Annotated in this window: 26 protein-coding genes; 10 read left to right on the plus strand and 16 right to left on the minus strand. The window is 70.2% G+C overall.

The window, feature by feature from the left end:
• Position 1: 1 nt before the first annotated feature.
• Positions 2–652, minus strand: a complete 651-nt coding sequence (gene ctaE, locus IEZ27_RS16745; RefSeq protein WP_125630774.1) for an aa3-type cytochrome oxidase subunit III — start codon at positions 650–652, stop codon at positions 2–4.
• Between the two features lie 207 nt (positions 653–859).
• Between ctaE and IEZ27_RS16750 the strand changes: the two genes are divergently transcribed.
• Positions 860–1258 (plus strand): hypothetical protein, encoded by a 399-nt coding sequence (locus IEZ27_RS16750; protein ID WP_189648329.1) that lies wholly within the window; start codon positions 860–862, stop codon positions 1256–1258.
• Between the two features lie 6 nt (positions 1259–1264).
• Complete coding sequence (gene trpD, locus IEZ27_RS16755; RefSeq protein WP_189648050.1) at positions 1265–2311, plus strand: anthranilate phosphoribosyltransferase; 1047 nt, start codon at positions 1265–1267, stop codon at positions 2309–2311.
• Between the two features lie 119 nt (positions 2312–2430).
• Here trpD and IEZ27_RS16760 read toward each other — a convergent pair whose 3' ends face one another.
• From IEZ27_RS16760 to ctaC, 4 genes are all read right to left on the minus strand, one after another.
• A complete protein-coding gene (locus IEZ27_RS16760) occupies positions 2431–3633 on the minus strand; it encodes a L,D-transpeptidase (protein ID WP_189648051.1) in 1203 nt (400 codons plus the stop codon).
• A 141-nt stretch (positions 3634–3774) separates the two neighbouring features.
• Positions 3775–4188, minus strand: a complete 414-nt coding sequence (locus IEZ27_RS16765; protein ID WP_125630780.1) for a cytochrome c oxidase subunit 4 — start codon at positions 4186–4188, stop codon at positions 3775–3777.
• Positions 4188–5849: an aa3-type cytochrome oxidase subunit I gene (ctaD, locus tag IEZ27_RS16770; protein ID WP_189648052.1), complete on the minus strand. Its 1662-nt coding sequence runs from the start codon at positions 5847–5849 to the stop codon at positions 4188–4190. The genes IEZ27_RS16765 and ctaD overlap by 1 nt, the downstream gene beginning before the upstream one ends.
• Positions 5846–6679 carry an aa3-type cytochrome oxidase subunit II gene (gene ctaC, locus IEZ27_RS16775; protein WP_125630784.1) on the minus strand — a complete coding sequence of 278 codons (834 nt, stop codon included), beginning with the start codon at positions 6677–6679 and terminating at the stop codon, positions 5846–5848. The genes ctaD and ctaC overlap by 4 nt, the downstream gene beginning before the upstream one ends.
• Positions 6680–6830: 151 nt before the next feature.
• Here ctaC and IEZ27_RS16780 point away from each other — a divergent pair, with 151 nt between their 5' ends.
• Genes IEZ27_RS16780 through IEZ27_RS16790 form a run of 3 tightly spaced genes read left to right on the plus strand, consistent with a single transcriptional unit; the run spans position 6831 to position 8689 of the window.
• Positions 6831–7964: a cysteine desulfurase family protein gene (locus tag IEZ27_RS16780; RefSeq protein ID WP_189648053.1), complete on the plus strand. Its 1134-nt coding sequence runs from the start codon at positions 6831–6833 to the stop codon at positions 7962–7964.
• Positions 7961–8206, plus strand: coding sequence for a sulfurtransferase TusA family protein (locus IEZ27_RS16785; RefSeq protein WP_125630788.1), 246 nt, complete (start codon positions 7961–7963; stop codon positions 8204–8206). Before IEZ27_RS16780 ends, IEZ27_RS16785 begins: the two co-directional genes overlap by 4 nt.
• A gap of 54 nt (positions 8207–8260) precedes the next feature.
• Positions 8261–8689 (plus strand): CBS domain-containing protein, encoded by a 429-nt coding sequence (locus IEZ27_RS16790; protein ID WP_189648054.1) that lies wholly within the window; start codon positions 8261–8263, stop codon positions 8687–8689.
• A 52-nt stretch (positions 8690–8741) separates the two neighbouring features.
• Here IEZ27_RS16790 and IEZ27_RS16795 read toward each other — a convergent pair whose 3' ends face one another.
• Positions 8742–9728 (minus strand): carbohydrate kinase family protein, encoded by a 987-nt coding sequence (locus IEZ27_RS16795; protein ID WP_189648055.1) that lies wholly within the window; start codon positions 9726–9728, stop codon positions 8742–8744.
• Positions 9729–9836: 108 nt separating this feature from the next.
• On the minus strand, positions 9837–10190 hold the full coding sequence (erpA, locus tag IEZ27_RS16800; protein WP_125630793.1) for an iron-sulfur cluster insertion protein ErpA: 354 nt from the start codon (positions 10188–10190) through the stop codon (positions 9837–9839).
• A gap of 157 nt (positions 10191–10347) precedes the next feature.
• On the opposite strand from erpA, the gene nadA reads away from it, so the two are divergent.
• The gene (gene nadA, locus IEZ27_RS16805; protein ID WP_189648056.1) at positions 10348–11505 is read left to right on the plus strand and encodes a quinolinate synthase NadA; all 1158 of its coding nucleotides are present in this window, start codon (positions 10348–10350) and stop codon (positions 11503–11505) included.
• A 45-nt stretch (positions 11506–11550) separates the two neighbouring features.
• Here the strand turns inward: nadA and IEZ27_RS16810 are convergent, their stop codons facing one another.
• From IEZ27_RS16810 to IEZ27_RS16835, 6 genes are all read right to left on the minus strand, one after another.
• On the minus strand, positions 11551–12153 hold the full coding sequence (locus IEZ27_RS16810) for an SIMPL domain-containing protein (RefSeq protein ID WP_189648057.1): 603 nt from the start codon (positions 12151–12153) through the stop codon (positions 11551–11553).
• A 66-nt stretch (positions 12154–12219) separates the two neighbouring features.
• On the minus strand, positions 12220–13563 hold the full coding sequence (locus IEZ27_RS16815; protein WP_189648058.1) for an alpha/beta fold hydrolase: 1344 nt from the start codon (positions 13561–13563) through the stop codon (positions 12220–12222).
• Between the two features lie 25 nt (positions 13564–13588).
• Positions 13589–14146: a PspA-associated protein PspAB gene (gene pspAB / locus IEZ27_RS16820; RefSeq protein WP_125630801.1), complete on the minus strand. Its 558-nt coding sequence runs from the start codon at positions 14144–14146 to the stop codon at positions 13589–13591.
• Positions 14147–14152: 6 nt separating this feature from the next.
• Positions 14153–15052 (minus strand): zinc metalloprotease HtpX, encoded by a 900-nt coding sequence (gene htpX / locus IEZ27_RS16825; protein ID WP_189648059.1) that lies wholly within the window; start codon positions 15050–15052, stop codon positions 14153–14155.
• Between the two features lie 5 nt (positions 15053–15057).
• Positions 15058–15336 carry a PspA-associated protein PspAA gene (pspAA, locus tag IEZ27_RS16830; RefSeq protein ID WP_125630804.1) on the minus strand — a complete coding sequence of 93 codons (279 nt, stop codon included), beginning with the start codon at positions 15334–15336 and terminating at the stop codon, positions 15058–15060.
• The gene (locus IEZ27_RS16835; RefSeq protein WP_189648060.1) at positions 15333–16139 is read right to left on the minus strand and encodes a PspA/IM30 family protein; all 807 of its coding nucleotides are present in this window, start codon (positions 16137–16139) and stop codon (positions 15333–15335) included. Before IEZ27_RS16835 ends, pspAA begins: the two co-directional genes overlap by 4 nt.
• A gap of 151 nt (positions 16140–16290) precedes the next feature.
• On the opposite strand from IEZ27_RS16835, the gene IEZ27_RS16840 reads away from it, so the two are divergent.
• Positions 16291–16875, plus strand: coding sequence for a DUF3043 domain-containing protein (locus IEZ27_RS16840; RefSeq protein WP_229824051.1), 585 nt, complete (start codon positions 16291–16293; stop codon positions 16873–16875).
• A gap of 118 nt (positions 16876–16993) precedes the next feature.
• Here the strand turns inward: IEZ27_RS16840 and IEZ27_RS16845 are convergent, their stop codons facing one another.
• Positions 16994–17947: an SMI1/KNR4 family protein gene (locus tag IEZ27_RS16845; protein WP_189648061.1), complete on the minus strand. Its 954-nt coding sequence runs from the start codon at positions 17945–17947 to the stop codon at positions 16994–16996.
• Positions 17948–18003: 56 nt separating this feature from the next.
• Here IEZ27_RS16845 and IEZ27_RS16850 point away from each other — a divergent pair, with 56 nt between their 5' ends.
• Positions 18004–19002 (plus strand): aldo/keto reductase family protein, encoded by a 999-nt coding sequence (locus tag IEZ27_RS16850; RefSeq protein WP_189648062.1) that lies wholly within the window; start codon positions 18004–18006, stop codon positions 19000–19002.
• 62 nt (positions 19003–19064) lie between these two features.
• Here the strand turns inward: IEZ27_RS16850 and IEZ27_RS16855 are convergent, their stop codons facing one another.
• Positions 19065–19271 carry a hypothetical protein gene (locus IEZ27_RS16855; protein WP_189648063.1) on the minus strand — a complete coding sequence of 69 codons (207 nt, stop codon included), beginning with the start codon at positions 19269–19271 and terminating at the stop codon, positions 19065–19067.
• A gap of 602 nt (positions 19272–19873) precedes the next feature.
• Here IEZ27_RS16855 and IEZ27_RS16860 point away from each other — a divergent pair.
• On the plus strand, positions 19874–20893 hold the full coding sequence (locus IEZ27_RS16860) for a bifunctional adenosylcobinamide kinase/adenosylcobinamide-phosphate guanylyltransferase (RefSeq protein ID WP_229824052.1): 1020 nt from the start codon (positions 19874–19876) through the stop codon (positions 20891–20893).
• 47 nt (positions 20894–20940) lie between these two features.
• Here the strand turns inward: IEZ27_RS16860 and IEZ27_RS16865 are convergent, their stop codons facing one another.
• On the minus strand, positions 20941–21741 hold the full coding sequence (locus tag IEZ27_RS16865) for an ABC transporter ATP-binding protein (RefSeq protein WP_125630815.1): 801 nt from the start codon (positions 21739–21741) through the stop codon (positions 20941–20943).
• Between the two features lie 35 nt (positions 21742–21776).
• On the opposite strand from IEZ27_RS16865, the gene IEZ27_RS16870 reads away from it, so the two are divergent.
• Positions 21777–22520 (plus strand): adenosylcobinamide-GDP ribazoletransferase, encoded by a 744-nt coding sequence (locus tag IEZ27_RS16870; protein ID WP_189648065.1) that lies wholly within the window; start codon positions 21777–21779, stop codon positions 22518–22520.

The raw sequence follows: 22520 nt of genomic DNA on the forward strand, positions 1-22520 counted from the left end.
CTTAACGAATGATGTAGATGGTCGCGAAAAGACCGATCCAGACGACGTCTACGAAGTGCCAGTAGTAGGACACGACGATCGCGCTGGTGGCCTGCTCATGCGTAAAGCGCTTCGCGGCGTACGTGCGTCCCAGCATGAACAGGAACGCGATCAGGCCACCGGTCACGTGCAGGCCGTGGAAGCCCGTCGTCAGGTAGAACACCGAGGTGTAGGCGTTGGCGGACAGGGTCGCGCCCTCTGACGCCAGCTCGCCGTACTCGTACAGCTGACCGGCGACGAAGATCGCGCCCATCAGGAAGCTGACGATGTACCAGAAGCGGAGCTTGCCGACCTGCCCCTTCTCTGCGGCCCACACGCCCAGCTGGCACGTCACACTCGACAGGACCAGGATGATCGTGTTGACCGTCGCGAACGGGATGTTCAGGTGAGCGCCTTCTGCCTCAACGCCTGCAGGAAGGAAGGCAGGGCCCCACTCGATGCCCTTCCCCTCGCTCACCGACCGGATGGTGAAGTACATCGCGAACAGCGCCGCGAAGAACATGAGCTCAGAGGACAGCCACACGATCGTGCCGACACTGACCAGGTTCGGCCGTCGGTACGACTGGGCTGTCGTCGTCGAAGTTATTGCGGATGCTGTCGCCACGGGCAGCATTATTGCGGCTCCGGTGTTCGGTCCGGCCAACGACCCCCCGTTAGGAGGAACAAACCGGCCATCAACCTGGGATAATTGGGACAAAACGCCTGTCAGACCTGGTGGCCTGGGATTGCATGCCGGGGCACCGGTACGATCCAGGTGACCATACAGCTTCGAGCGATAGTGAGCGCGAAAGTGACGTCCTCTGGGAGCACCGACGACACGATGAGGGTCCTCGTCTACAGCGACGACGCCACCACCCGGGCCGAGGTCCGCCAGGCCATCGGCCGGCGACCGGCGGCCGATCTGCCCCTCGTCGAGATCGTCGAGTGCGCCACCGAGCCCAAGGTGCACCAGTGGCTCGGCTCCGGCGAGATCGACGTGGCGATCCTCGACGGCGAGACCCAGCCCGCCGGCGGCATGGGCGTCTCCCGTCAGGCCAAGGACGAGGTCTACGACTGCCCGCCCATCTGCCTGATCATCGCCAGGCGCGACGACCGGTGGCTGGCCGACTGGTCCAAGGCCGACGCCGTCGTCCCGCAGCCTCTGGAGCCCATGGTCCTGGCCGACACCGTGGCCGACCTGATGCGCCGCCGTTCCGCCACCCGACTCAACGCGAAGTAGGTGCCCATGGACTCCCGAACGACCTGGCCAGCCTTGTTCTCCGCTCTCCTTTCGGGCGAGCATCTCACGGCCGACGAGACGGCCTGGGCGATGCGGGAGATCTTCTCGGGCAACGCCACCTCCGCCCAGATCGCGGGCTTCGCGCTGGCCCTGCGGGCCAAGGGCGAGACGGTGGCCGAGGTGGTGGGCCTGGCCCGGACGATGCTGGAGTTCTCCACCCCCCTGACCGTCGAGGGGCCCGTCCTCGACGTCGTCGGCACGGGCGGCGACCGCGCCCACACCGTCAACGTCTCCACGATGGCCGCCATCGTGGCCGCCGCCGCGGGCGCCAGGGTCGTCAAGCACGGCAACCGCTCGGCCTCCTCGCTGTGCGGGGCCGCCGACGTCCTGGAGCACATGGGGATCAGGCTCGACCTGACGCCGCAGCAGACCGCGCGGGTGGCGCGCGAGGCGGGCATCGCCTTCTGCTTCGCCCCCGTCTACCACCCCGCGCTGCGGTTCGCCGGGCCCGCGCGCAAGGAGATCGGCGTCCCCACGGTCTTCAACTTCCTGGGCCCGCTGACCAACCCAGCCCGGCCGAGCGCCCAGGCCATCGGCGTCTTCGACGCCCGCATGCTGCCCGTCATCGCCGGCGTCTTCGCCGAGCGCGGCGTCTCGGCCCTGGTGTTCCGCGGCGACGACGGCCTCGACGAGCTGACCATCACCGGCACCTCCACGGTCTGGGTGGTCAGGGACGGCACGGCCACCGAGACCACGTTCGACCCCGCGATCCTGGGCATCCCCCGGGCCGACGCGGGCGCGCTGCGCGGCGGCGACGTGCAGTTCAACGCCCAGGCCGTCCACGACCTGCTGGGCGGCAAGAAGGGGCCGGTGCGCGACGCGGTGCTGCTCAACACCGCCGCCGCCCTGGTCGCCCTCGACGGCGCCGGCGACGACCTCGACACGGCGATGATCAAGGGTTACGAGCGCGCCACGCAGGCCGTCGACTCGGGCCTGGCCTCCGACACGCTCCGCCGCTGGGTCGAGGTCAGCAGCTCCTGCCGCCCGTCGTGACCGTGAGCGCGCCCGTGAGGCGCGCTCACGTCTTTCGTGGGTCCGAGGTGCCCTCACAGCCCCTCAGGGCGTCCAGGGGCAGCTCAGAGCCGTGTACGCGGTGACTGTGTTCGGACCGGTCAGAAGGTGATGCTCGGGCCCGCCTTCAGCGAGCTCCACTTGAGCCATTCCTTCCAGTTCTCCTGCCAGTGACCCCACCCGTTGGTGGGCTCCAGCTTCCGCGGCGATCCGGTGATGATGATCGGGTCGCCGATCAGCGTGTTCTTGATGAACCAGGCCGCGTTCTCCGGGCTGACGTTCACGCAGCCGTGGCTGACGTTGGAGTTGCCCTGCGAGCCCACCGACCAGGGCGCGCTGTGCACGTACTCGCCGCTGTTGGAGATGCGCACGGTGTTGTAGACGGTCAGCTGGTAGTAGCCCGACTGGCCGGGGCCGATGCCGGGAGAGGTCATGACGGTCACCGGCTCCCGCGACATCGCCAGGTGCACGCCCGAGGTCGTGTAGTACTTCCACTGGCCGCCCTGCCCGGCGCTCATCGGCATGGTGCGGATGCGCTTGCCGTCCCGGCGGACCGTCAGGACGTGCTCGTCGGTGGTCCCCTTGGTGATCTGGGAACGGCCGATCTTGAAGTCGAGGGTGACGTCGCGCTTGCCGTACAGGCCCTGGCCGCCGCGTACGCCGGCCAGCTTCGCCTCCAGCCGGACCTTGGTGTACGCCGGCCAGTACTCCTGCGGCCGGAAGTCCACGTGGCTGTCGTCGAACCAGTGCCAGGCCCCCTCCACCGGCTTGGAGCTGCGGATGGTGAGGTTGCGCTCGACGGCGATCCGGTCGCTCACCGGCTTGTCGAAGGCGATCATGACGGGCATGCCGATGCCGACCGTCAGGCCGGTGTCGTCCCGGTTCGGGGTGATCGACTGGATGTCGAACGTCTTGTCGCCCTTGACCGTGGTGAACGAGCTGGTGGTCTCGCTCTGCTTGCCCGCTGTGTCCACGGTGACGGCGGTGACGGTGTAGCTGGCGCCGGGCCGGGCGGTGGACGTGCTGCGCCAGCGGGTGCCGTCGCCGCTCAGGACGCCGCGCAGCCGGCCCGCCTTGCCGCCGTCCACCCGTACGCTCTTGAGCGTGGCGCCCTGGGCGGAGACCACCACGGGCTGGTCGGTGGCCACGTTCGCGGCCTTGTCCACCGGTGTGACCGCCACCGGGGGCTGCCGCTGCACCGCGCCGGGCAGTTCCTTCGACTCGTTCGCCGCGCCGCTCAGCGAGCACGCCGTGAGCAGCGCCAGGGCCAGCAGGCCGGCCGATCTATTCGCAACGCGCCCCACGAGTGACTCCCTCACCCAAGATCCAACCTTCTCCCCCCTTATTACCCTGAGTGATCGATTCACCACATCCGTGACCTGGTAAAGAACGCGAAAAAGCGGGCGTCCTCCCGTATGGGAAGGACGCCCGCTTCGAGCCGCTTGTCAGTGCGAGAAGTTGCCCCGGTAGTACTGGAACACGAACCCGATCATGGCCATGATGATCAGGAACACGCCGATCAGGAACATCCAGAAGCCGATCACGAACCCGGCGAAGGCGAAGGCCGCCGCGAGGCACAGGAACAGCGGCCACCAGCTGCTCGGGCTGAAGAACCCGATCTCACCGGCGCCGTCGCTGATGTCGGCCTGCTTGTCGTCCTCCGGCTGGGCCCCGATGCGCCGCGCGGTGAACATCAGGTAGTAGCCCACCATGAACGCGAACCCGACCGAGATCGCCATGGCGGTGGTGCCCACGGGCTCACCGTGGCCGGTCGCCGACTTGGTCCAGAACCAGTAGCCGACGTCGACCCCGGCGAAGAACAGGCCGCACAGCAGGAACAGCCAACCCTGGACCTTCATCAGGCCTCCACCTCCTGGGCGGACTTGGCGGACAGGTGCGGGTAGTGCAGGTCGAACGCCGGACGCTCGGACCGGATGCGCGGCAGCGAGGTGAAGTTGTGCCGCGGCGGCGGGCAGGAGGTCGCCCATTCGAGCGAGCCGCCGTAACCCCACGGGTCGTCGACGGTGACCTTCGGCGCCGAACGCCAGGTCTTCCAGACGTTGTAGAAGAACGGCAGCGTCGAGGCGCCCAGGATGAACGCGCCCACCGACGAGATCATGTTCAGGTCGGTGAAGCCGTCGGCCGCGCTGTAGTCGGCGTAGCGGCGCGGGAAGCCGACCATGCCGAGCCAGTGCTGCACCAGGAACGTGGTGTGGAAGCCGATGAACAGCAGCCAGAAGTGCAGCTTGCCGAGCTTGTCGTCGAGCATCTTGCCGGTGAACTTGGGCCACCAGAAGTAGAAGCCGGCGAACATGGCGAACACGACCGTGCCGAAGACCACGTAGTGGAAGTGGGCGACGACGAAGTAGGTGTCGCTGATGTGGAAGTCGAGCGGCGGCGAGGCCAGGATGACACCGGTCAGGCCACCGAGCAGGAACGTGATCAGGAAGCCGACGGAGAACAACATCGGCGACTCGAACGACAGATGCCCGCGCCACATCGTGCCGATCCAGTTGAAGAACTTCACGCCCGTCGGCACCGCGATGAGGAACGTCATGAACGAGAAGAACGGCAACAACACCTGCCCGGTCGGGAACATGTGGTGCGCCCAGACCGTGATGGACAGACCGGCGATGGCGATGGTCGCGCCCACCAGGCCGATGTAGCCGAAGATCGGCTTGCGGCTGAAGACCGGCAGGATCTCCGTCACGATGCCGAAGAACGGCAGCGCGATGATGTAGACCTCCGGATGGCCGAAGAACCAGAACAGGTGCTGCCACAGGATCGGCCCGCCGTTGGCGGGGTCGAAGATGTGGGTGCCGAGCTTGCGGTCGGCCTCCAGGGCCAGCAGCGCCGCGGCCAGCACGGGGAAGGCCATCAGCACGAGCATGCTGGTCAGCAGGACGTTCCAGGTGAAGATCGGCATGCGGAACATGGTCATGCCGGGGGCGCGCATGCAGATGATCGTCGTGATGAAGTTCACCGAGCCGAGGATCGTGCCGAGACCCGACAGGGCCAGGCCCATGATCCACAGGTCGCCGCCGATGCCGGGCGAGGCGATCGCGCTCGACAGCGGCGTGTAGGCGAACCAGCCGAAGGAGGCCGCGCCGCCCGGCGTGAGGAAGCCGGACACGGCGATGATGCTGCCGAACAGGTAGAGCCAGTAGCTCACCATGTTCAGTCGCGGGAAGGCCACGTCGGGGGCGCCGATCTGCAGCGGCATCAGCTCGTTGGCGAAGCCGGCGAACAGCGGCGTCGCGAACATCAGCAGCATGATCGTGCCGTGCATGGTGAACAGCTGGTTGAACTGCTCGTTGCTGGTGATCTGCAGCCCGGGCTGCGCCAGCTCGGCCCTCATGATCAGCGCCATGACGCCGCCGATCAGGAAGAAGGCGAACGACGTGATCAGGTACATGTGCCCGATGATCTTGTGATCAGTCGAGGACAGCCACTTGGCGATGATCTGGCCCTTGGTGACGGGCCGGACCGCTACGCGAAGTGGTTCTTGGATGGCGGTCACTGGGCACTCCCAGCCTGGGTCGCGATGTACTGGTCGAACTCAGCCTGCTTGACGAGCTTCACCTTGAACAACATCCGGCTGTGGTCGACGCCGCACAGCTCGGCGCACCGGCCCGCGTAGATGCCCACACGGTCGTCGCCGAGGGTCTTGATCTCGAACTTGCGTCCGGGGTTGCCCTCCGGGATGCCGGGGATGATGTCCCGCTTGAACAGGAACTCAGGCACCCAGAACGAGTGGATCACGTCGTCCGTGGACAGGTCGAACTCGACCTTGGTGTTCGTCGGCAGGACCAACTGCGGGCCCTCCCGGTAGTCGCTCACCGGCATGCCGGGCACGGGCTGCGTCGTCTTGCCGTTGTAGGTCGTGGTGAAGCGCCAGCTCCACTGGTACGCCTCGACCTTGACCTTGACGGGGGCGTCACCCGCGACGTCCGTGAGGGCCTTGCTGTCGCGGGCGGTGAAGAAGAAGAACACCGACACCATGACGAGCGGGATCACCGTGTAGAGGATCTCGATCGGCAGGTTGTAGCGCACCTGGGGAGGCAGCTCCGCCTTCGACCTGCGCTTGCGGTGGAAGATCGCGGCCCACACGATCAGAACGATGACGACGAGGCCCGTGGCCAGTGCGGCGATCCAGGCCCCGTTCCACAAATGCTGAACGACCTCGGCCTGCTCGGTGACGCCCTCGGGCAGCAGGCCGTTGGACCAGTCGAACTTGGGAACGTCATTAGCACACGCCGTAGCAGTGGCCAGCAGCAACGCCAAAGCGGCGGCGCGCGGCACCCTGCGCCGGGCCAACGAACGCCGCGTCGTACGGCGAGTCGGACTCACGGATCGCCTACCCCACAGATGAAGCCCAAGAGTCTTTCCCTTGGGTGCTCGTATTTCCAAATGCACAGCTGATTGCAGACACATTAGCGTGCAGGTGTCCCGCCCTACCGCGCGACCCCTCGATGGTGCCGCAAGTGGGACGATAGGTCTCGTGGCGTATTTCGACGCGGCCTCGAGCGAGCCGCTCCACCCTCAGGCACGCGAGGCGCTGCTGGCGGCGATCGACGTCGGCTGGGCCGACCCCGCGAGACTGTACGGCCAGGCCCGCCGTGCTCACCTGCTGTTGGAGCAGGCCCGCACGGAGGTGGCCGAGGCGCTCGGCGCGCGACCCGACGAGGTGTCGTTCACCTCGTCCGGCACGCAGGCCGTGCATCTCGGCGTCCTCGGCACCCTACACGGCAGGCGGAGGGTCGGGCGTCATCTGGTCACCAGCGCGGTCGAGCACTCCAGCGTCCTGCACGCGGCCGGCGTGCACGAACGCGACGGCGGCACGGTCGAGACCGTGGGCGTCGACCTGCGCGGACGGGTCGATCTCGACGCGTTCGCCGCGGCGGTCGCGCGACCCGGCACCGCGCTGGCCTGCCTGCAGACCGCCAACCACGAGGTCGGCACCGCACAGCCGGTGGCCGAGGCGGCCGCCGCGTGCCGGGCCAACGGGGTGCCGCTGCTGGTGGACGCGGCCCAGACGGCCGGCCGGATGCCGGTCCCGCCCGGCTGGTCGGTGCTGACGGCCAGCGCCCACAAGTGGGGCGGCCCGGCCGGGGTGGGCGTGCTGGCGGTGCGCAAGGGCACCCGTTTCCGCTCGTTCCTGCCCGAGGACGAGCGCGAACGGCGGCGGGTGCCGGGTTTCGAGAACGTGCCCGGCATCGTGGCCGCGGCGGCGGCGCTGCGCGCGATGAGCGCCGAGGCGGCCCAGGAGCAGGCGCGGTTGTCCGAGCTCGTCACCCGGATCAGGGAGACCGTCCCCGCGATCGTGCCGGACGTCGAGGTGATCGGCGACCCGGTCGGCCGGGCGCCCCACATCGTCACCTTCTCCTGCCTCTACGTCGACGGCGAGGCGCTGCTCACCGAACTGGACAAGGCGGGATTCGCCGTATCGTCCGGAAGTTCATGCACCGCTAGTACGCTTCGTCCATCGCACGTTCTCGAAGCGATGGGCGTACTGACGCATGGGAATGTCCGGGTGTCGCTGCCCAGGGGCACCTCCGCGGCCGAGGTCGACAGGTTCCTGGCCGTGCTGCCCGACCTGGTTCACCGCATCCGGCACGACGCAGGAGTCGCATGACCGAGGTAACTCAGCCGGCATTGACGATCGACGCGCTCGGCAAGAAGTGCCCGATCCCGATCATCATGCTCGCCGAGCAGATCAATCACGTGCCGCTCAACGCCGTGGTGGCGGTGCTGGCCGACGATCCGGCCGCCTACACCGACGTACCGGCCTGGTGCCGGCTGAAGTCCCACCGCCACGTGGCCTCCTACGAGCTGCCCTCGGGCGGCTGGGCCATCCACGTGATGCGCAACTACTGACGGTTTGTGGGTAGGGCCCTCCCCTGAGGGGACATCGACCTTTCGGGGGAAACCATGGCCAAGGGGAACGAGACCGCCCGCGACGTGATGAGCACGGGCACGGAGTGCATCGCCGCGCACGAGACGCTCGACCGGGCGGCGCAGATGATGCGCAACAGCGACGTGGGGGCACTGCCCGTGTGCGGGCCCGACGACCGCGTGACGGGCATCATCACCGACCGCGACATCGTGGTGAAGTGCGTCGCGGCCGGTCACGACCCCGCGCAGGTGACGGCGGGCGAACTGGCGACCGGCCTGGTCTGGGTGCCGGCGGACGCCACCGTGCAGGAGGCGCTCACGCGCATGGAGCAGAACCAGATCAAGCGGCTGCCCGTACTGGAGGGCGAGCGCATCGTCGGCATGATCAGCGAGGCCGACCTCGCCCAGCACCTGCCCGACGACCAGCTCGCCGAGTTCGTGCACCGGGTGTACGCCAAGCACTGACCGTGAGGGAGATCGCCCCGCCACGCCTTCCGGCCGGCGGGGCGTTCGGCTGTCAGGGGTGGTAGCAGCGCACGTGGTCGGCGATCTCGGCGGCGGCCTCGGCGCCGTACGCGGCCGTGAAGCGCTCCAGGAAGACCTTCTGCCCCAGTTCGTACTCCTGGCCGCCGACGCGCTCCAGCACGTGCGTGGCCGTCAGGTTGCCGATCTGGCCACAGCGCTCCAGCGGCAGCCCCCACGCCAGCCCGGACAGGAACCCGGCGCGGAAGGCGTCGCCGACGCCCGTGGGATCGGCCTTGCCCCGCTCGGGAGCCGGTGCGACCTGCACGGACGGCTCGCCCTTGCGGTCGATGACCGCGCCCTTGGGGCCGAGCGTGGTGATCCGGACGCCGACCCGGTCGAGGATCTCCTCGTCGGACCAGCCGGTCTTCTGCTCGATGAGCCCCTTCTCGTAGTCGTTGGAGAACAGGTACGCGGCGCCGTCGACGAGCTGCCTGATCTGCTCGTCCTCCATACGGGCGAGCTGCTGGGAGATGTCGGCGGCGAACGGGATGCCGCGCTGGCGGCACTCGTCGGTGTGGCGCAACATCGCGTCGGGGTCGTTGGGGCTGATCAGCACCAGGTCGAGCCCGCCGATCCGGGCGGAGACCGGCTGCAGCTCGATCAGCCGCGCCTCGGCCATCGCCCCGGTGTAGAAGGAGGCGATCTGGTTGTGGTGCTCGTCGGTGGTGCAAAGGAAACGCGCGGTGTGCTGCGTCTCGGAGACGTGCACGGATTCGCAGTCGACGCCGTGGCGCTCCAGCCAGGAGCGGTAGTCGGCGAAGTCGTTGCCGACGGCGCCCACCAGGATCGGCTTGAGGCCGAGGCAGCCCATGCCGAAGGCGATGTTGGCCGCGCAGCCGCCGCGACGGATCTGAAGGTCGTCGACCAGGAACGAGAGCGACACCCGGTCGAGCTGCTCGGCGATGAGCTGATCGCCGAAGCTTCCTGGGAACGTCATCAGGTGGTCTGTCGCGATGGAGCCGGTTACGGCGATGCGCACGGGATTCTTCTTCCTCGTTGTCAGCAGGCCAATGAGCCCCACGAGAATACGCGAAGGTCCCGCTCGCACAAAGGCGGGCGGGACCCCACAGGCCGAAGCCGTGACCCCTTAGTTGAACGAGTCGCCACAGGCGCACGAGCCGGTGGCGTTGGGGTTGTCGATGGTGAAGCCCTGCTTCTCGATCGTGTCGACGAAGTCGATGCTGGCGCCCAGCAGGTAGGGGGCGCTCATGCGGTCGGTGACCACGCTCACACCACCGAAGTCCGTCACCACGTCACCGTCCATGGAACGGTCGTCGAAGAAGAGCTGGTAGCGCAGGCCGGAGCAACCACCCGGCTGCACGGCGACCCTCAGCTGCAGACCTTCCTCGCCCTGCTGCTCCAGCAGGCTCTTGACCTTCGCGGCGGCCGCGTCAGTCAGGATCAGACCCTGCGTCGTGGTCTCGCTGCTCTCAACCGTCATCTGCTGACTCCCTAACCCGGCTGTCTGATTCCGACGTCCTACTGATGACGCTACCAACACATGGCCCATGCCACACATTCCCGGGTCCCCAACCTCCGGAATAACCACATTCGTCCGTGTGTCATAGTGAGTATCGTCAAAACGACGATAAGGGGGTATGGCGATGGCCACCCAGACTGGGCTGCCGCTCTTCGTCCTCGGGCAGGGCGCCGATCCGCACAGCGAGAAGGGCGTCGAGTGCCCCGGCGAGCTGCCGCCGGCGTCCGACCCGGACCTGGTCGAGCGGGCCCGCAAGGCCAAGGAGGCGCTGGGCGACCGCCTGTTCGTGCTGGGCCACCACTACCAGCGCGACGAGGTCATCCAGTTCGCCGACGTGACGGGCGACTCCTTCAAGCTCGCCCAGCAGGCCGCGGCGCGTCCCGAGGCCGAGTTCATCGTCTTCTGCGGCGTGCACTTCATGGCCGAGTCCGCCGACATCCTGACCGGCGACGGGCAGAAGGTTGTGCTGCCCGACCTGGCCGCCGGGTGCTCGATGGCCGACATGGCCACGTTCGACCAGGTGGAGGAGTGCTGGGAGGCCCTTGAGGACGCCGGTCTGGCCGGTGAGGTGGTCCCGGTCACGTACATGAACTCCAGCGCCGACATCAAGGCGTTCTGCGGCCGCAACGGCGGCGTGGTGTGCACCTCCTCCAACGCCAAGAGGGCGCTGGACTGGGCGTTCGAGCAGGGCCGCAAGGTGCTGTTCCTGCCCGACCAGCACCTCGGGCGCAACACGGCGGTCCTGGAGATGGGCATGTCGCTGGAGGACTGCGTGGTCTGGAACCCGCACCGTCCCGGCGGCGGCCTGACCCGCGAGCAGCTCGACCGGGCGCGGATGATCCTGTGGAAGGGCCACTGCTCGGTGCACGGCCGCTTCACGCCCGAGTCCGTCGACGACGTACGCGCCCGCATCCCCGGCGTGAACGTGCTCGTGCACCCCGAGTGCCGGCACGAGGTGGTGCTCAAGGCCGACCACGTGGGCTCGACCGAGCACATCATCAAAACCCTCCAGGCCGCTCCCGCCGGTTCGAGCTGGGCCATCGGCACCGAGCTGAACCTGGTCAAGCGGCTGGCCACCATGTTCCCCGACAAGAACGTCTCGTTCCTGGACCGGACGGTCTGCTACTGCTCCACCATGAACCGCATCGACCTGCCCCACCTGGTGTGGGCGCTGGAGTCGCTCGTCCTGGGCGACGTCGTCAACCGGATCACGGTGGACGACGACACCGCCCACTGGGCCAGGGTCGCCCTCGACCGCATGCTGGCCCTCCCGTAACCGGCCGAGCCTGGCCGCGGCGAGGAGCGCCCGCCCTCGCCGCGGCTAGGCGAAGTCGTAGCCGACGCGGACGGTGACCGTGAGGGTCTGGCGGCCCGGACTGACCGAGGGGGCGCTGTCGGCCGCCGCGAAGGCCATGGTGGTCAGCGGCTGGGCGCCGCCCTTGACCTCCTCGGCGATCGAGACGACCGGGCCGAGCGGGCGGCCGGCCAGCCCGGCGTACTGGGATGCCTTGGCCGCGGCGTCCGCGAACGCCCTCGACCTGGCCTCGCCGAGCACCGACGCCGGGTCGGACAGCTCGAAGGCCACGCCGTTGAGCCGGGCCTCCTCGCCCACGCCCGCCACCGTGTCGATGACGGCGTCGGCCCGCGACAGGTCCCTGACGACGACCTCGACGCCCTGCGCCGCGCGGTAGGCCGACACCTTCGGGAAGACCTCGTACTCGGGGCCCAGGGAGAGCTCGACCGTACGCACGTCGTGGGCCGCGACGCCGGCCTGGCGCAGCGCGTCGGCCAGCCGGGCCGCGGCGGCCCTGACGGCCGTGAACGCCTCGGAGGCCGACGGCCTGCGCACCTCGACGCCCGCCAGCAACCGCAGGACGTCGGGAGCGGCCTGCACGCTGCCCTCACCGACGACGGAGATGTCCACTCCTGCCCCCCTCGACTGGGTTCGCCTCGATCCTACGGGCGTGTCCTGCCCCCGCCTACGGGAAGCTCACACGGCGCCGGCGATCGCGCCCGGATCGTCCAGCTCGACCTGGTGCCCGGAGGCGGGCAGGAGGACGAGCTTGGCGTCGAAGGCGACGGCCAGCCGCTCCTGGCGGGCGTCCCGGGCGCCGGCGGCGATCACGGTGACCGGGATGTCGGGGAAGGGGTGCCCGTACCGGATGCGGCGCAGGTCGGCGGCCATGTCGCGGCGGGCCAGCCACTCCCCCGCCACCGCCGCGGGCACCTTGCCCATGCGGTACACGCCGAAGGGGTCGCCCGTACCCGTGACCAGGCGGTGTGTCAGGGGCCCGGCCAGGCGGGCCAGCGCGTTGGCGCCCCACGTGCCGCCCAGGGCGGGCAGCCACGCGCCCAGGGCGGCGGCGAGCGCGAGCGGGCGGCGCAGGGGCGGCGGGCACGGGTCCACCAGGACGAGCTTGGCCACGCACAACGGGTGCAGCCGGGCGAACGCCTCGGCGTGCCAGCAGGACGCGCCGTGCGCGACCAAGGTGACCTGGGACGGGTGCGAGGGGGCCAGCGCGGCCAGCCGGGCGACCTCGCCGTACAGGGTGGGCCGGTCGGGGGCGGGCGGGCTGAGGCCGAGCCCCGGACGGTCGAAGCGGACGACCCGGTGACCGGCGGCCAGCGCCGCGGCCACGGCGTCCCAGTGGAACCAGGCGCCGCCGAGCCCCGCCGTGATGAGCACGCCGGGGCCCGCGCCCTGGTCGACGACGTGCGGCGGGCCGCAGGAGCTCTCGTCGCCGTCGTGGACGAGCAGCCTGAGCGCCACGTACACCAGCCAGACGGCGATCATCGTGAGCTGGGCGCGGTGCGCGAGGCCGGCCCACCGGCCGGCGGCCAGGGCGGCCAGCATGACCAGGGTGGCCGCCACGTTCAGGCCGGTGAGCGTCCATGACACCACCGAGCGCCAGCGCGCGGCGAGCAGCGCCATCGCGGTCAGCAGGGCCACCACGCCCAGCGCCCCGACGACCAGGTGGAACAGGTGGGAGGCCCCGTCGCCACGGCAGGACGGATCGCTGAGCACGGCGCAGTCGAGCGGGAACAGGCCGGACAGGACCGTCAGCAGCCCGAACGCGGTCAGCGCCAGCCAGCCGGCCCACTCGCGCGCCACCCGCGGCACCACGGCCACGGCGGCCAGGCAGGCCAGCCCCGACAGCACGTCGCTGACCCGGAACAACCGCGTCCAGGGCTGGTCGCGGGCGGCCAGCTCGCTGACGTAACCGTCGGTCCTGTCCACGGCGGGCGTGGTGAACTGCCCGGTGATCCACGCGCTGTACAACACCGCCGCCACGATGAGCACCGAGGCGGCGGCGACGAACAACCTTCGCTCCACGTGACGATTACACCACTATGGGTGTTCAGAGGCCCGGAGCACCCCATACCGGGAACCATCGGCTGAGGTCGGACTCCAGCGGCAGCTCGCCCTCCAGAGCGCCCCTGGCCTGCAGTTCGAGCGCGTTGTCGCGCCGCTGCCCGGGCAGCGGCGCGAACGGGTAGAACGTGCCGCGCTTGTACAGGTAGACGACGGCCAGCCGCCTGCCGTCCGGATCGGCGAACGACACCAGCGAGCACAACAACGACGGCCCGAACCCGGCCGACTCCAGCGAGGAGTTGACCGCGTGCAGCTCGGTGACCAGGTCGCTGACGTCGTCGGGCGAGCGCCGGACCAGCAGCCAGGTGTAGCCGTAGCCGTCGTCGGACTCCTCGACGCGCTCACCGAGCAGCGCCTTGACGTCGCGTTCCAGCGTGGCGAACGCGCCGCCCTCCGCCGCCCGGAACGACACCGAGCCGAGACCGGTGGGGACGAGACCGGTCGCGGCCTGGAGCGTCACGGCGGCGGACGGCAGCGCGAACAGCGCGTCGAGATTGGGCTTGGCCGGCTTGGACCGGCCCAGCAGCGCGTCGAGCCAGCCCATACGGTCTCAGCCCCTTCCGAGCTGCTTGGAGATGGACGCGAGGAGTTCGAGCCGCCGTTCCAGCGGCGGGTGCGTGGAGAACAGGTTCGCCAGCGTCTGCCCCTTGGCCAGCGCCGGGGCGAAGTAGAAGGCGTTGAACGGCTCCGCCTCGCGCAGATCCCTGGTCGGGATCCTCGCCATGTCGCCGGTGACCTTGGTCAGCGCGCTGGCCAGGGCCGAGGGACGCTGCGTGAGCAGGGCTCCGGCCCGGTCGGCGGCCAGCTCGCGGTAACGCGACAGGGCCCGGGTGAGCAGGAAGCTGACGGCGTACACGATGATCGAGACCAGCATGATGATCAGCCCGACCGGGATGCCGCCCTGGCCGTTGTCCCTGCGCCCGCCGAAGCCGGCGTAGAGGGCGAACCGGGTCATGAGCCCCGCGACGATCCCCAGGAACGAGGCGATCGTCATGACGGCGACGTCGCGGTGGGCGACGTGCGACAACTCGTGGGCCAGGACGCCTTCGAGCTCCTGCGGCTCCAGGCGGCGCAGGATGCCCGTCGTCACGCAGACGACGGCCCGCTTCTGGTTGCGGCCGGTGGCGAAGGCGTTGGGGACGTCGGAGTCGGCGATCGCCACCCGCGGCTTGGGCATGTCGGCCAGCGCGCACAGCCGGTCGATCAGGCCGTGGAGCTCGGGGGCCTCCTGTGGGGAGACCTCCCGCCCGTGCATCGCGAACAACGCGATGCGGTCGGACAGGAAGTACTGCACCAGCAGCAGCCCCCCGGCGAGCACCAGCACGGTCAGCGCGCGCACGCCGAGGGCGATCAGCACGCCGACGAACACCACGTAGAGCAGCCCCAGCAGGAACATCGTCACGACCATGCGGCGGGTCAGGCCGCTGTCGGACGCGAACCGCGTACCCACGGGACTCAGCCCGGAATGAGGCCTTGGTCGCCCAGCATCTCCCGGACCTCCTCGATCGAGGCGTCCGCGGGGGGAAGGATCAGCTCTGACGGCTCAAGGCTGTCGTCGGGAAGCGCCTTGCCCACATGGCGCACCTTGTCGAGCAACGCGTGCAGCTTGACGCGGAAGGCACTCTCGTCGCCGGTCTCGATGGCGGCCTCGAGCTCGCTGTCGAGCTCGTTGAGCACCGCGATGTCGTCCGCCGAGATCTCCACCTGGCCCTCGCCCATGATTCTGACGATCATGCGCCCTCCCCGGGCTGACGCAGCTGCTGGGTGTGACCCTGCTGCTGCGGCTGGGCCTGCTGCTGCGGCTGCCCCTGCTCGATGGCGCTCTTGGGCGCCGGGCCCTGGCCCAGCTCGGACTTCATCCGGGCCAGCTCCAGCTCGACGTCCATGCCGCCGCCCATGCGGTCGAGCTCGGCCTGGATGTCGTCGCCGCGGGTGCCGCTGAAGTCGTCGAGCGCGCCGCTGGCCAGCAGCTCGTCGATCGCCCCCGCGCGGGCCTGCATCTGCGCCGTCTTGTCCTCGGCGCGCTGGATCGCCAGGCCGACGTCGCCCATCTCCTCGGAGATGCCGGAGAACGCCTCGTTGATGCGCGTCTGCGCCTCGGCGGCGGTGTAGGTCGCCTTGATCGTCTCCTTCTTCGTACGGAAGGAGTCGACCTTGGCCTGCAGCCGCTGGGAAGCCGTGGTCAGCTTCTCCTCCTCGGCCTGCAGGTTGTCGTGCTGGACCTTGAGGTCGGCCATCTGCCCCTGCAGATTGGACCGCCGCTGCAGGGCCTCACGCGCGAGGTCCTCGCGCCCGACGGACAGCGCCTTGCGGCCCTGGTCCTCGTAGCGCCTGGCCTGTGCCTCCAGGCCGTTGATCTGCAGTTCTACCCGCTTGCGCGAGGTGGCCACGTCGGCCACCCCTCGACGCACCTTCTGCAGCAACTCGAGCTGCCGCTGATAGGAGTAGTCAAGCGTCTCGCGCGGATCCTCCATCTTGTCCAGGGCCTTGTTGGCCTTGGACTTGAAGATCATCGAAAGTCTCTTCATCACGCTCATGCGCGTCGGCCGTCCCCTTCTAGGTCGTGCTGGTGTTCACCCAATGCAGCGCAGCCGCCTTGGGATTACCCTACGCATAACGCACGGGGGCGTCACTAAGTTGCAGTCCAGGTAGGGTTGACGTGTGTTGCGACGCCGATCCCAAACCTCCGTGGACGACACCCCCGTCCCCGTTGACGATCCTAAGCCCCAGGGTAAAGGTCGTCCCACACCCAAGCGCCGGGATGCCGAGGGCAGACGACGCCAGCCGGTCTCCGCGCCGAAGGACCGCAAGGAGGCCTATCGGCAGATGCGGGCCAAGCAGGCCTCCGAGCGTGACCGGGCCCGCAAGGGCATGCTCGCAGGTGACGAGCGTTATCTTCCTGTTCGCGACAAGGGTCCGGCGCGCAAGTTCGCGCGCGACTGGGTCGACTCGCGGCGCCTGCCGAGCCAGTACTTCCTGCCGTTCTCGCTACTGATCCTGCTGGCGACCTGGGTGCCGTGGCCCATCGAGATCCGGGCCAAGGTGCTCAACATCGTGATCGCGGTCGGCTGGCCCATCATGATGGTCGGCGTCCTGTTCACCTCCGTCTACGTGGCGTGGAAGGTGAAGAAGGAGGTCGCGGCCAAGCTGCCCAACGAGAGCGTGAAGGGCGTCGGCTTCTACGCGGCCATGCGGGCCCTGCAGATCCGCAAGCTGCGTTTCCCGCCGCCCACGGTGCTGCCGGGCGGACGGCCCGCGCCGCCCAAGAAGTAGTCCAGGTTTCCCGATTTTTCGGGAAACCGCCTAATCGGCGACGCTCCGCGTGCCCATCACCGTTCCCGGTGGTGGGCACGTGCGCGTCCCGGCGTGGCCCCGCGACGCGCGTCCCGGGTCAGCCCGCCGGCTTCCAGCGCAGGAGGCCGCCGCTGACCGCCGGGCGCCGGCCGTCGATCGTCCCGCCCCGTTCGAGGGCGTCGGCGACGGTCCGCAGCAGCGTGTACGACGACTTCAGCCGCCTGCCCGTCGCCCCGGTGACCGTCCCGTCGGCCGAGCTCACGACCGCGTACGCGACGCCGCCGTCGGGGGCGGTGTAGGACAGGAACGGGATCAGCAGGCCGTCCCAGGAGCCGGGCTGGTCGCGGGCACACATCTCGCGCCAGGCGTCCCTCATGCCGCGGACCGTGAGGTGGGCGCGCGCTCCCGGGCGGAAGCCGAAGACGCCGGCCCCGCGCGAGCCGTTGTGGCGCAGCAGTGAGGCGCGCAGGGCGTCGGGGAAGTCCAGGCCCGTCTGCGATTCCGCCACCGCGATCGTGCGCGCCCTGACCGGGGCGCCCAGCGTGCGGTAGGTGCGGGGAGCGTGCGTCCTGAGCCAGCGTTCGATGCGCCGCCATTGGGCGTCCACGGCCCGCTTGACCTCGGGGGCGACCCTGCGGGGGTCGATCGGGCGGGGGCTGGGCGCGCAGTTGGGCGGGGTGGCCGTGGCCTGGGTGGCCGTGGCAGCGTCGGTGCGCGTGGCCTGGGCGGTCGTGGCCGGGGCGGTGGCGCGGGCCGTTGCCGCGGGCTCGGTCTTCGTCGCGGCCGCCTGCTGCTGCTCGGTGGCGGCGCGCGCGAGGGCCTGGGCGTCGCGCTGCTCCGTCGTACGGGTCAGGGCGAGCACCAGCGCGACGACCGCGACCGCGGCGACGACCAGCCACAGCAGGGCCGCCCTCCCGCCGCGGGCCCGCCGGACGGGCACGGGTACGGACGGCGGCGGCTCGGCCCTGGGCAGGCGGGCACGGCGGCGTAACCGCACCGCGAGGGCGATCAGGACGGCCGCGGTGAGAGCCTGGCGGACGAGCTTGAGCACGTCGCGCACCCTATCCCGAAACCAATCGGTTCATGTGACGCCTTAAGGTCGGACGTATGGAATTCCGACACCTCGGTCGTAGCGGTCTCAAGGTCAGCGAGATCAGCTACGGCAACTGGCTCACCCACGGCTCCCAGGTCGAGGAGGACGCCGCCAAGCTGTGCGTGCAGGCGGCGCTCGACGAGGGCATCACCACCTTCGACACCGCCGACGTCTACGCGGGGACGAAAGCCGAGGAGGTGCTCGGCCGGGCGCTGAAGGGCGTCCGCAGGGAGTCGCTGGAGATCTTCACCAAGGTCTACTGGCCCACCGGCCCCGGCCAGAACGACCGCGGTCTGTCCCGCAAGCACGTCACCGAGTCGATCAACAACTCGCTGCGCCGCCTGCAGACCGACTACGTCGACCTCTACCAGGCCCACCGCTTCGACAACGAGACGCCGCTGGAGGAGACGCTCAAGACGTTCGACGACCTCGTACGCCAGGGCAAGGTGCTCTACGTCGGCGTCAGCGAGTGGACGGCCGACCAGATCGCCAGGGCCCTGAAGATCGCCGACGAGATGGGCTTCGACCGGATCGTGTCGAACCAGCCCCAGTACTCGATGCTCTGGCGGGTCATCGAGGCCGAGATCGTGCCGCTGAGCGAGCGCGAGGGCGTCGGCCAGATCGTCTGGTCGCCGATCGCGCAGGGCGTGCTCACCGGCAAGTACCTGCCCGGGCAGCAGCCCCCGCAGGGCTCGCGGGCGACCGACGCGAGCGGCAGCGCCATGATCGCGCGTTACATGAACGACGACGTGCTCGCCCGCGTCCAGGAGCTCAAGCCGATCGCCGCCGACCTCGGTCTGACCATGGCCCAGCTCGCAGTGGCGTGGGTGCTGCAGAACCCGAACGTCTCCAGCGCCATCGTCGGCGCCACCCGCCCCGAGCAGGTGCGCGACAACGTCAAGGCCGCCGGCGTCAAGCTGGAGGACGAGGTGCTGAAGCGCATCGACGACGTCCTCGGCACGGTCGTGGAGCGCGACCCCGCCAAGACGGTCAGCCCGAGCACCCGTCCGTAGCGCGGGCCGCGAAAAGCCCCTTGAGCCACAATGCGCTCAAGGGGTTTTTTCTTTTCCGGGAATCACTCGGGGCGCAATGACAATCCCGTGTATTCGACGCGGTCCTCGTCGAGCAGCGCCACCCGCTCGACTCCGGCTTCGAGCAGGTCACGCCAGTTCTCCCCGAGCCAGGATTCCGCGTCGGCCTGGCTCGGGAACACCTCTCGCGGCAAAGGGCGTTCGGTCACCTCACCACCATTTGCATTTTCATAACGCCACCGCCATGTCATGCCATACGCTCCTTTTCCGCGGGTTCGCCGGCGCGTTCCCTCCGACCGCACTGGAACCCTACTCCCGAGCTCGGAGGTCCATCGATGCCGCGCGCGTGCCGTGTTGCGGCCGGGGTCGGCGTGGGGGCGTCCGTCTTGGTTCTTCTCCCCCTCTCCGGTGCTCGCCTCACCCTTGCGTCGGATGGTGGCGGCTTGTCGGGTGGGTTGCCGGTGCTGTCGGTGGGAGGTGGTGCGGGTGCGCTGCTGCTGTTCGGCGCCGCCGCCTGGGCGGCCACCAGGCGCCGCGCCGGCACCCCTCGCAGAGAACGCCCCCCGACCATCGCTTGCTGAGGCCCCTCCAGCTCGAAGACGTCCACCCGACAAGCCCTCGCGCCCGGCAACCCCTCCCCCGGCTCCAAGCCCCCCGGCCTGGCAGCCCCTCTGCTCCCGCCCAAGCGCCCGTCCCCGGCAGGCCCCTCTCGGGCCAGGCGCCCGCTCCCGTGCGCCTGCATTCGGTGCCTTCCCCTCTGGTGGGGAGGGGCTGGGTCCGTTCAGGCGCTTCTGGGGGCGAGCGGCCCATGGCTGAGCGGGCCCGGGCTCTGGTGGTCGGTAGCCTCTGGGCGGTGAAGCTTCTTTTCTCCGGGACCGCTGGTGAGGCCGGGTGGCCGGTGCCGGGGTGCCCGTGTGCCTCGTGCGTACGGCTTCCCCCTGGGCATCGCCGTCCCTTCGAGCTGGTCGTGGACGACGTCGCGCGGTTCCCGTTCAGCGGTGCCGGCGCGTTCGGCGGTGGGCTGGGGATGGTGTGTCCCGATGGCCGGGCGGTGTTGTGCCTGCCTCCTGGCCGCGAGCCCCCGGCCGGCGGCCCGGCCCGGTACGACGCGGTCGTGCTCGACCTGCTCGACCGCCCGCAGCGGCTCGGCGAACTGCGCCGGGCGGGGCTGGCCGACGACCGGACCCTGGTGGTGGCCGCCTGGCTGGATCACCGCGTCCGGTCGGAGGAGGAGCTGGCCAGACGGCTGCGGCTCTGGGGAGCGGTGGCCGTACCGGACGGGACGGTTCTGGAGGGCGACAGGGCGGAGGCCGTACCGGACGGGACGGTTCTCGGGGGTGGTGGGCGGGAGGTGCCGGCGCGGCGGGTGTTGTTGCTCGGTGGGGCGAGGTCGGGCAAGTCGGCCGAGGCCGAGCTGCGGCTGGCGGCCGAGCCGTACGTCACCTATGTCGCCACCGGCGGCGACGGCGCGGCGGACGGCGAGTGGGCGGCGCGGGTACGGGCGCACCGGGAACGGCGGCCCGCCCATTGGGACACGGTCGAGACGACGGACCTGGCGGCGGTCATCGGGGCGGCCAGGACGCCGCTGCTGATCGACGGGCTGGGCACGTGGGTGGCGGCGGTGTTCGACGAGTGCGGGGCATGGGAGGGCGAGCGCGCGCCCGTGGCGGCACGCTGCGCGGAGCTGGTCGCGGCCTGGCGTGCCACGCCGGTGCCGCTCGTGGCGGTCTCGGACGAGGTGGGGATGGGCGTGGTGCCCGCCACGTCCGCCGGACGGGCCTTCAGGGACGTCCTCGGCCGCCTCAACGAGCAACTGGCCGCCGAGTCCGAGTACGTCGCGCTGGTGGTCGCGGGACGCCTGCTGGAGCTCTGACCCGAAGCCGTGATGTCTCGAAGCCCCGAAACCCCGAGCCGCGGGGGCTACGGGCGTACGGCTCGGGCGTACCAGCGGCCGTCGAGGCGGTCGACGGCCAGCGGGCGGCCGAAGCAGTCGGACAGGTTGTCGGGGGTGAGCACCTCCGACACCGGCCCGGCGGCCAGCACCCGGGCGTCGCGCATGAGCAGCGCGTGCGTGGTGGTCGCGGGCACCTCCTCCAGGTGGTGGGTCACCGTCACCGTGGTCAGGACCGGCCGGGTCTCGGCCAGGTGCTCGACGGCGGTGATGAGGTCCTCGCGCGCCGGCAGGTCGAGCCCGGCGAACGGCTCGTCGAGCAGCAGCACGGCCGGTTCGGCCATGAGCGCCCTGGCCACCCTGACCCGGGCCCGCTCCCCTTGGGAGCACACCCGGAACGGGCGTTCGGCCAGGTCCTTGCAGCCCAGGTCGGCCAGCAGGCGGGTGGCGCGCTCGCGTTCGGCGTCGCCGTACTTGTCCCACAGCGGGACGCTGGTACCGGTGTGGCCGGTGAGGACGACGGTGTGGGCGGTGGCGCCCTCCTGCTCCATCAGCTCCTCGTCGATCAGCCGCTGGCTGGCCGCGACCAGGCCGATGTGGCGGCGCAGCTCCCGCAGGTCGATCCGGCCGAGCCGGTGGCCGAGCACGCTGACCGTGCCCTCGCTCGGGTGCCGCACCGCCCCCGCCAGCGAGAGCAGGGTGGTCTTGCCCGCGCCGTTGGGGCCGAGGATCACCCAGTGGTCGCCGTACGCCACCTGCCAGTCGATGCCGTCGAGCAGCGTTTTGCCGACAACCCGGACACCTACACCTTCGAGTTCAAGCACGTGCATTCCCGTCACATTAGTCGGCCCTAGGATCGGTCGTTATGCGGCTTGCTGAGCTGACCCATGGGTTGCGCTTCGCGATCGGCACGCTCAGCGCCGTTCCCGTACGGGTCGAACGGGTGGACCGGGAGGTCGCCGGGCGGGCCATGGTGGCGGCTCCCGCGGTGGGGCTGGCGCTCGGCGCGGCGGCCGGGCTGCCCCTGCTGCTGCCGGGGCCGCCGCTGCTGGGCGCGGCGCTCGCGCTCGGGCTGCTGGCCGTGCTCACCCGCGGGCTGCACCTGGACGGGCTGGCCGATCTCGCCGACGGACTGGGCAGCGGCAAGCCCGCCGCCGCGGCCCTCGACATCATGAAAAAGTCAGACATCGGGCCGTTCGGGGTGATGACGCTGGTCATCACGCTGCTCGTCCAGGCGGCGGCGCTGACCGGGACGGGCTACGCCGCCCTGGTGACCGCCTGCGTGGCCGGGCGGCTGGCGCTCACCTGGGCCTGCCGGGCGAGCGTGCCCGCCGCGCGTCCCGGTGGGCTGGGGGCGATGGTCGCGGGCACCGTGAGCGACCTCGCGGCCTGGCTCACCACGCTGGCCGCCCTCGTGGTGACGGCCGGGCTGGGGCTGGCGGCCGGGACGTGGGTCCCGCCGTTCGCGCTGGCGGCCGGGCTGGGGGCGGCGCTGCTGCTGCTCCGGCACGCCCGGCGGCGGCTCGGCGGCATCACCGGCGACGTGCTCGGCGCGCTGGTGGAGACCGGTACGGCGACCGCCCTCGCGGTGTCCGCGCTGGCGGCCTGA

This window comes from Nonomuraea spiralis, from assembly GCF_014648435.1.
Lineage (GTDB): Bacteria > Actinomycetota > Actinomycetes > Streptosporangiales > Streptosporangiaceae > Nonomuraea > Nonomuraea spiralis.

Bases quoted from the DNA above. Each gene is read 5' to 3' on its own strand.
- ctaE (WP_125630774.1), bottom strand. From the start codon at position 652: ATGCTGCCCGTGGCGACAGCATCCGCAATAACTTCGACGACGACAGCC.
- IEZ27_RS16750 (WP_189648329.1), top strand. From the start codon at position 860: ATGAGGGTCCTCGTCTACAGCGACGACGCCACCACCCGGGCCGAGGTC.
- trpD (WP_189648050.1), top strand. From the start codon at position 1,265: ATGGACTCCCGAACGACCTGGCCAGCCTTGTTCTCCGCTCTCCTTTCG.
- IEZ27_RS16765 (WP_125630780.1), bottom strand. From the start codon at position 4,188: ATGAAGGTCCAGGGTTGGCTGTTCCTGCTGTGCGGCCTGTTCTTCGCC.
- IEZ27_RS16785 (WP_125630788.1), top strand. From the start codon at position 7,961: ATGACCGAGGTAACTCAGCCGGCATTGACGATCGACGCGCTCGGCAAG.
- IEZ27_RS16790 (WP_189648054.1), top strand. From the start codon at position 8,261: ATGGCCAAGGGGAACGAGACCGCCCGCGACGTGATGAGCACGGGCACG.
- erpA (WP_125630793.1), bottom strand. From the start codon at position 10,190: ATGACGGTTGAGAGCAGCGAGACCACGACGCAGGGTCTGATCCTGACT.
- nadA (WP_189648056.1), top strand. From the start codon at position 10,348: ATGGCGATGGCCACCCAGACTGGGCTGCCGCTCTTCGTCCTCGGGCAG.
- pspAB (WP_125630801.1), bottom strand. From the start codon at position 14,146: ATGGGCTGGCTCGACGCGCTGCTGGGCCGGTCCAAGCCGGCCAAGCCC.
- pspAA (WP_125630804.1), bottom strand. From the start codon at position 15,336: ATGATCGTCAGAATCATGGGCGAGGGCCAGGTGGAGATCTCGGCGGAC.
- IEZ27_RS16835 (WP_189648060.1), bottom strand. From the start codon at position 16,139: ATGAGCGTGATGAAGAGACTTTCGATGATCTTCAAGTCCAAGGCCAAC.
- IEZ27_RS16850 (WP_189648062.1), top strand. From the start codon at position 18,004: ATGGAATTCCGACACCTCGGTCGTAGCGGTCTCAAGGTCAGCGAGATC.
- IEZ27_RS16855 (WP_189648063.1), bottom strand. From the start codon at position 19,271: ATGACATGGCGGTGGCGTTATGAAAATGCAAATGGTGGTGAGGTGACC.
- IEZ27_RS16865 (WP_125630815.1), bottom strand. From the start codon at position 21,741: ATGCACGTGCTTGAACTCGAAGGTGTAGGTGTCCGGGTTGTCGGCAAA.
- IEZ27_RS16870 (WP_189648065.1), top strand. From the start codon at position 21,777: ATGCGGCTTGCTGAGCTGACCCATGGGTTGCGCTTCGCGATCGGCACG.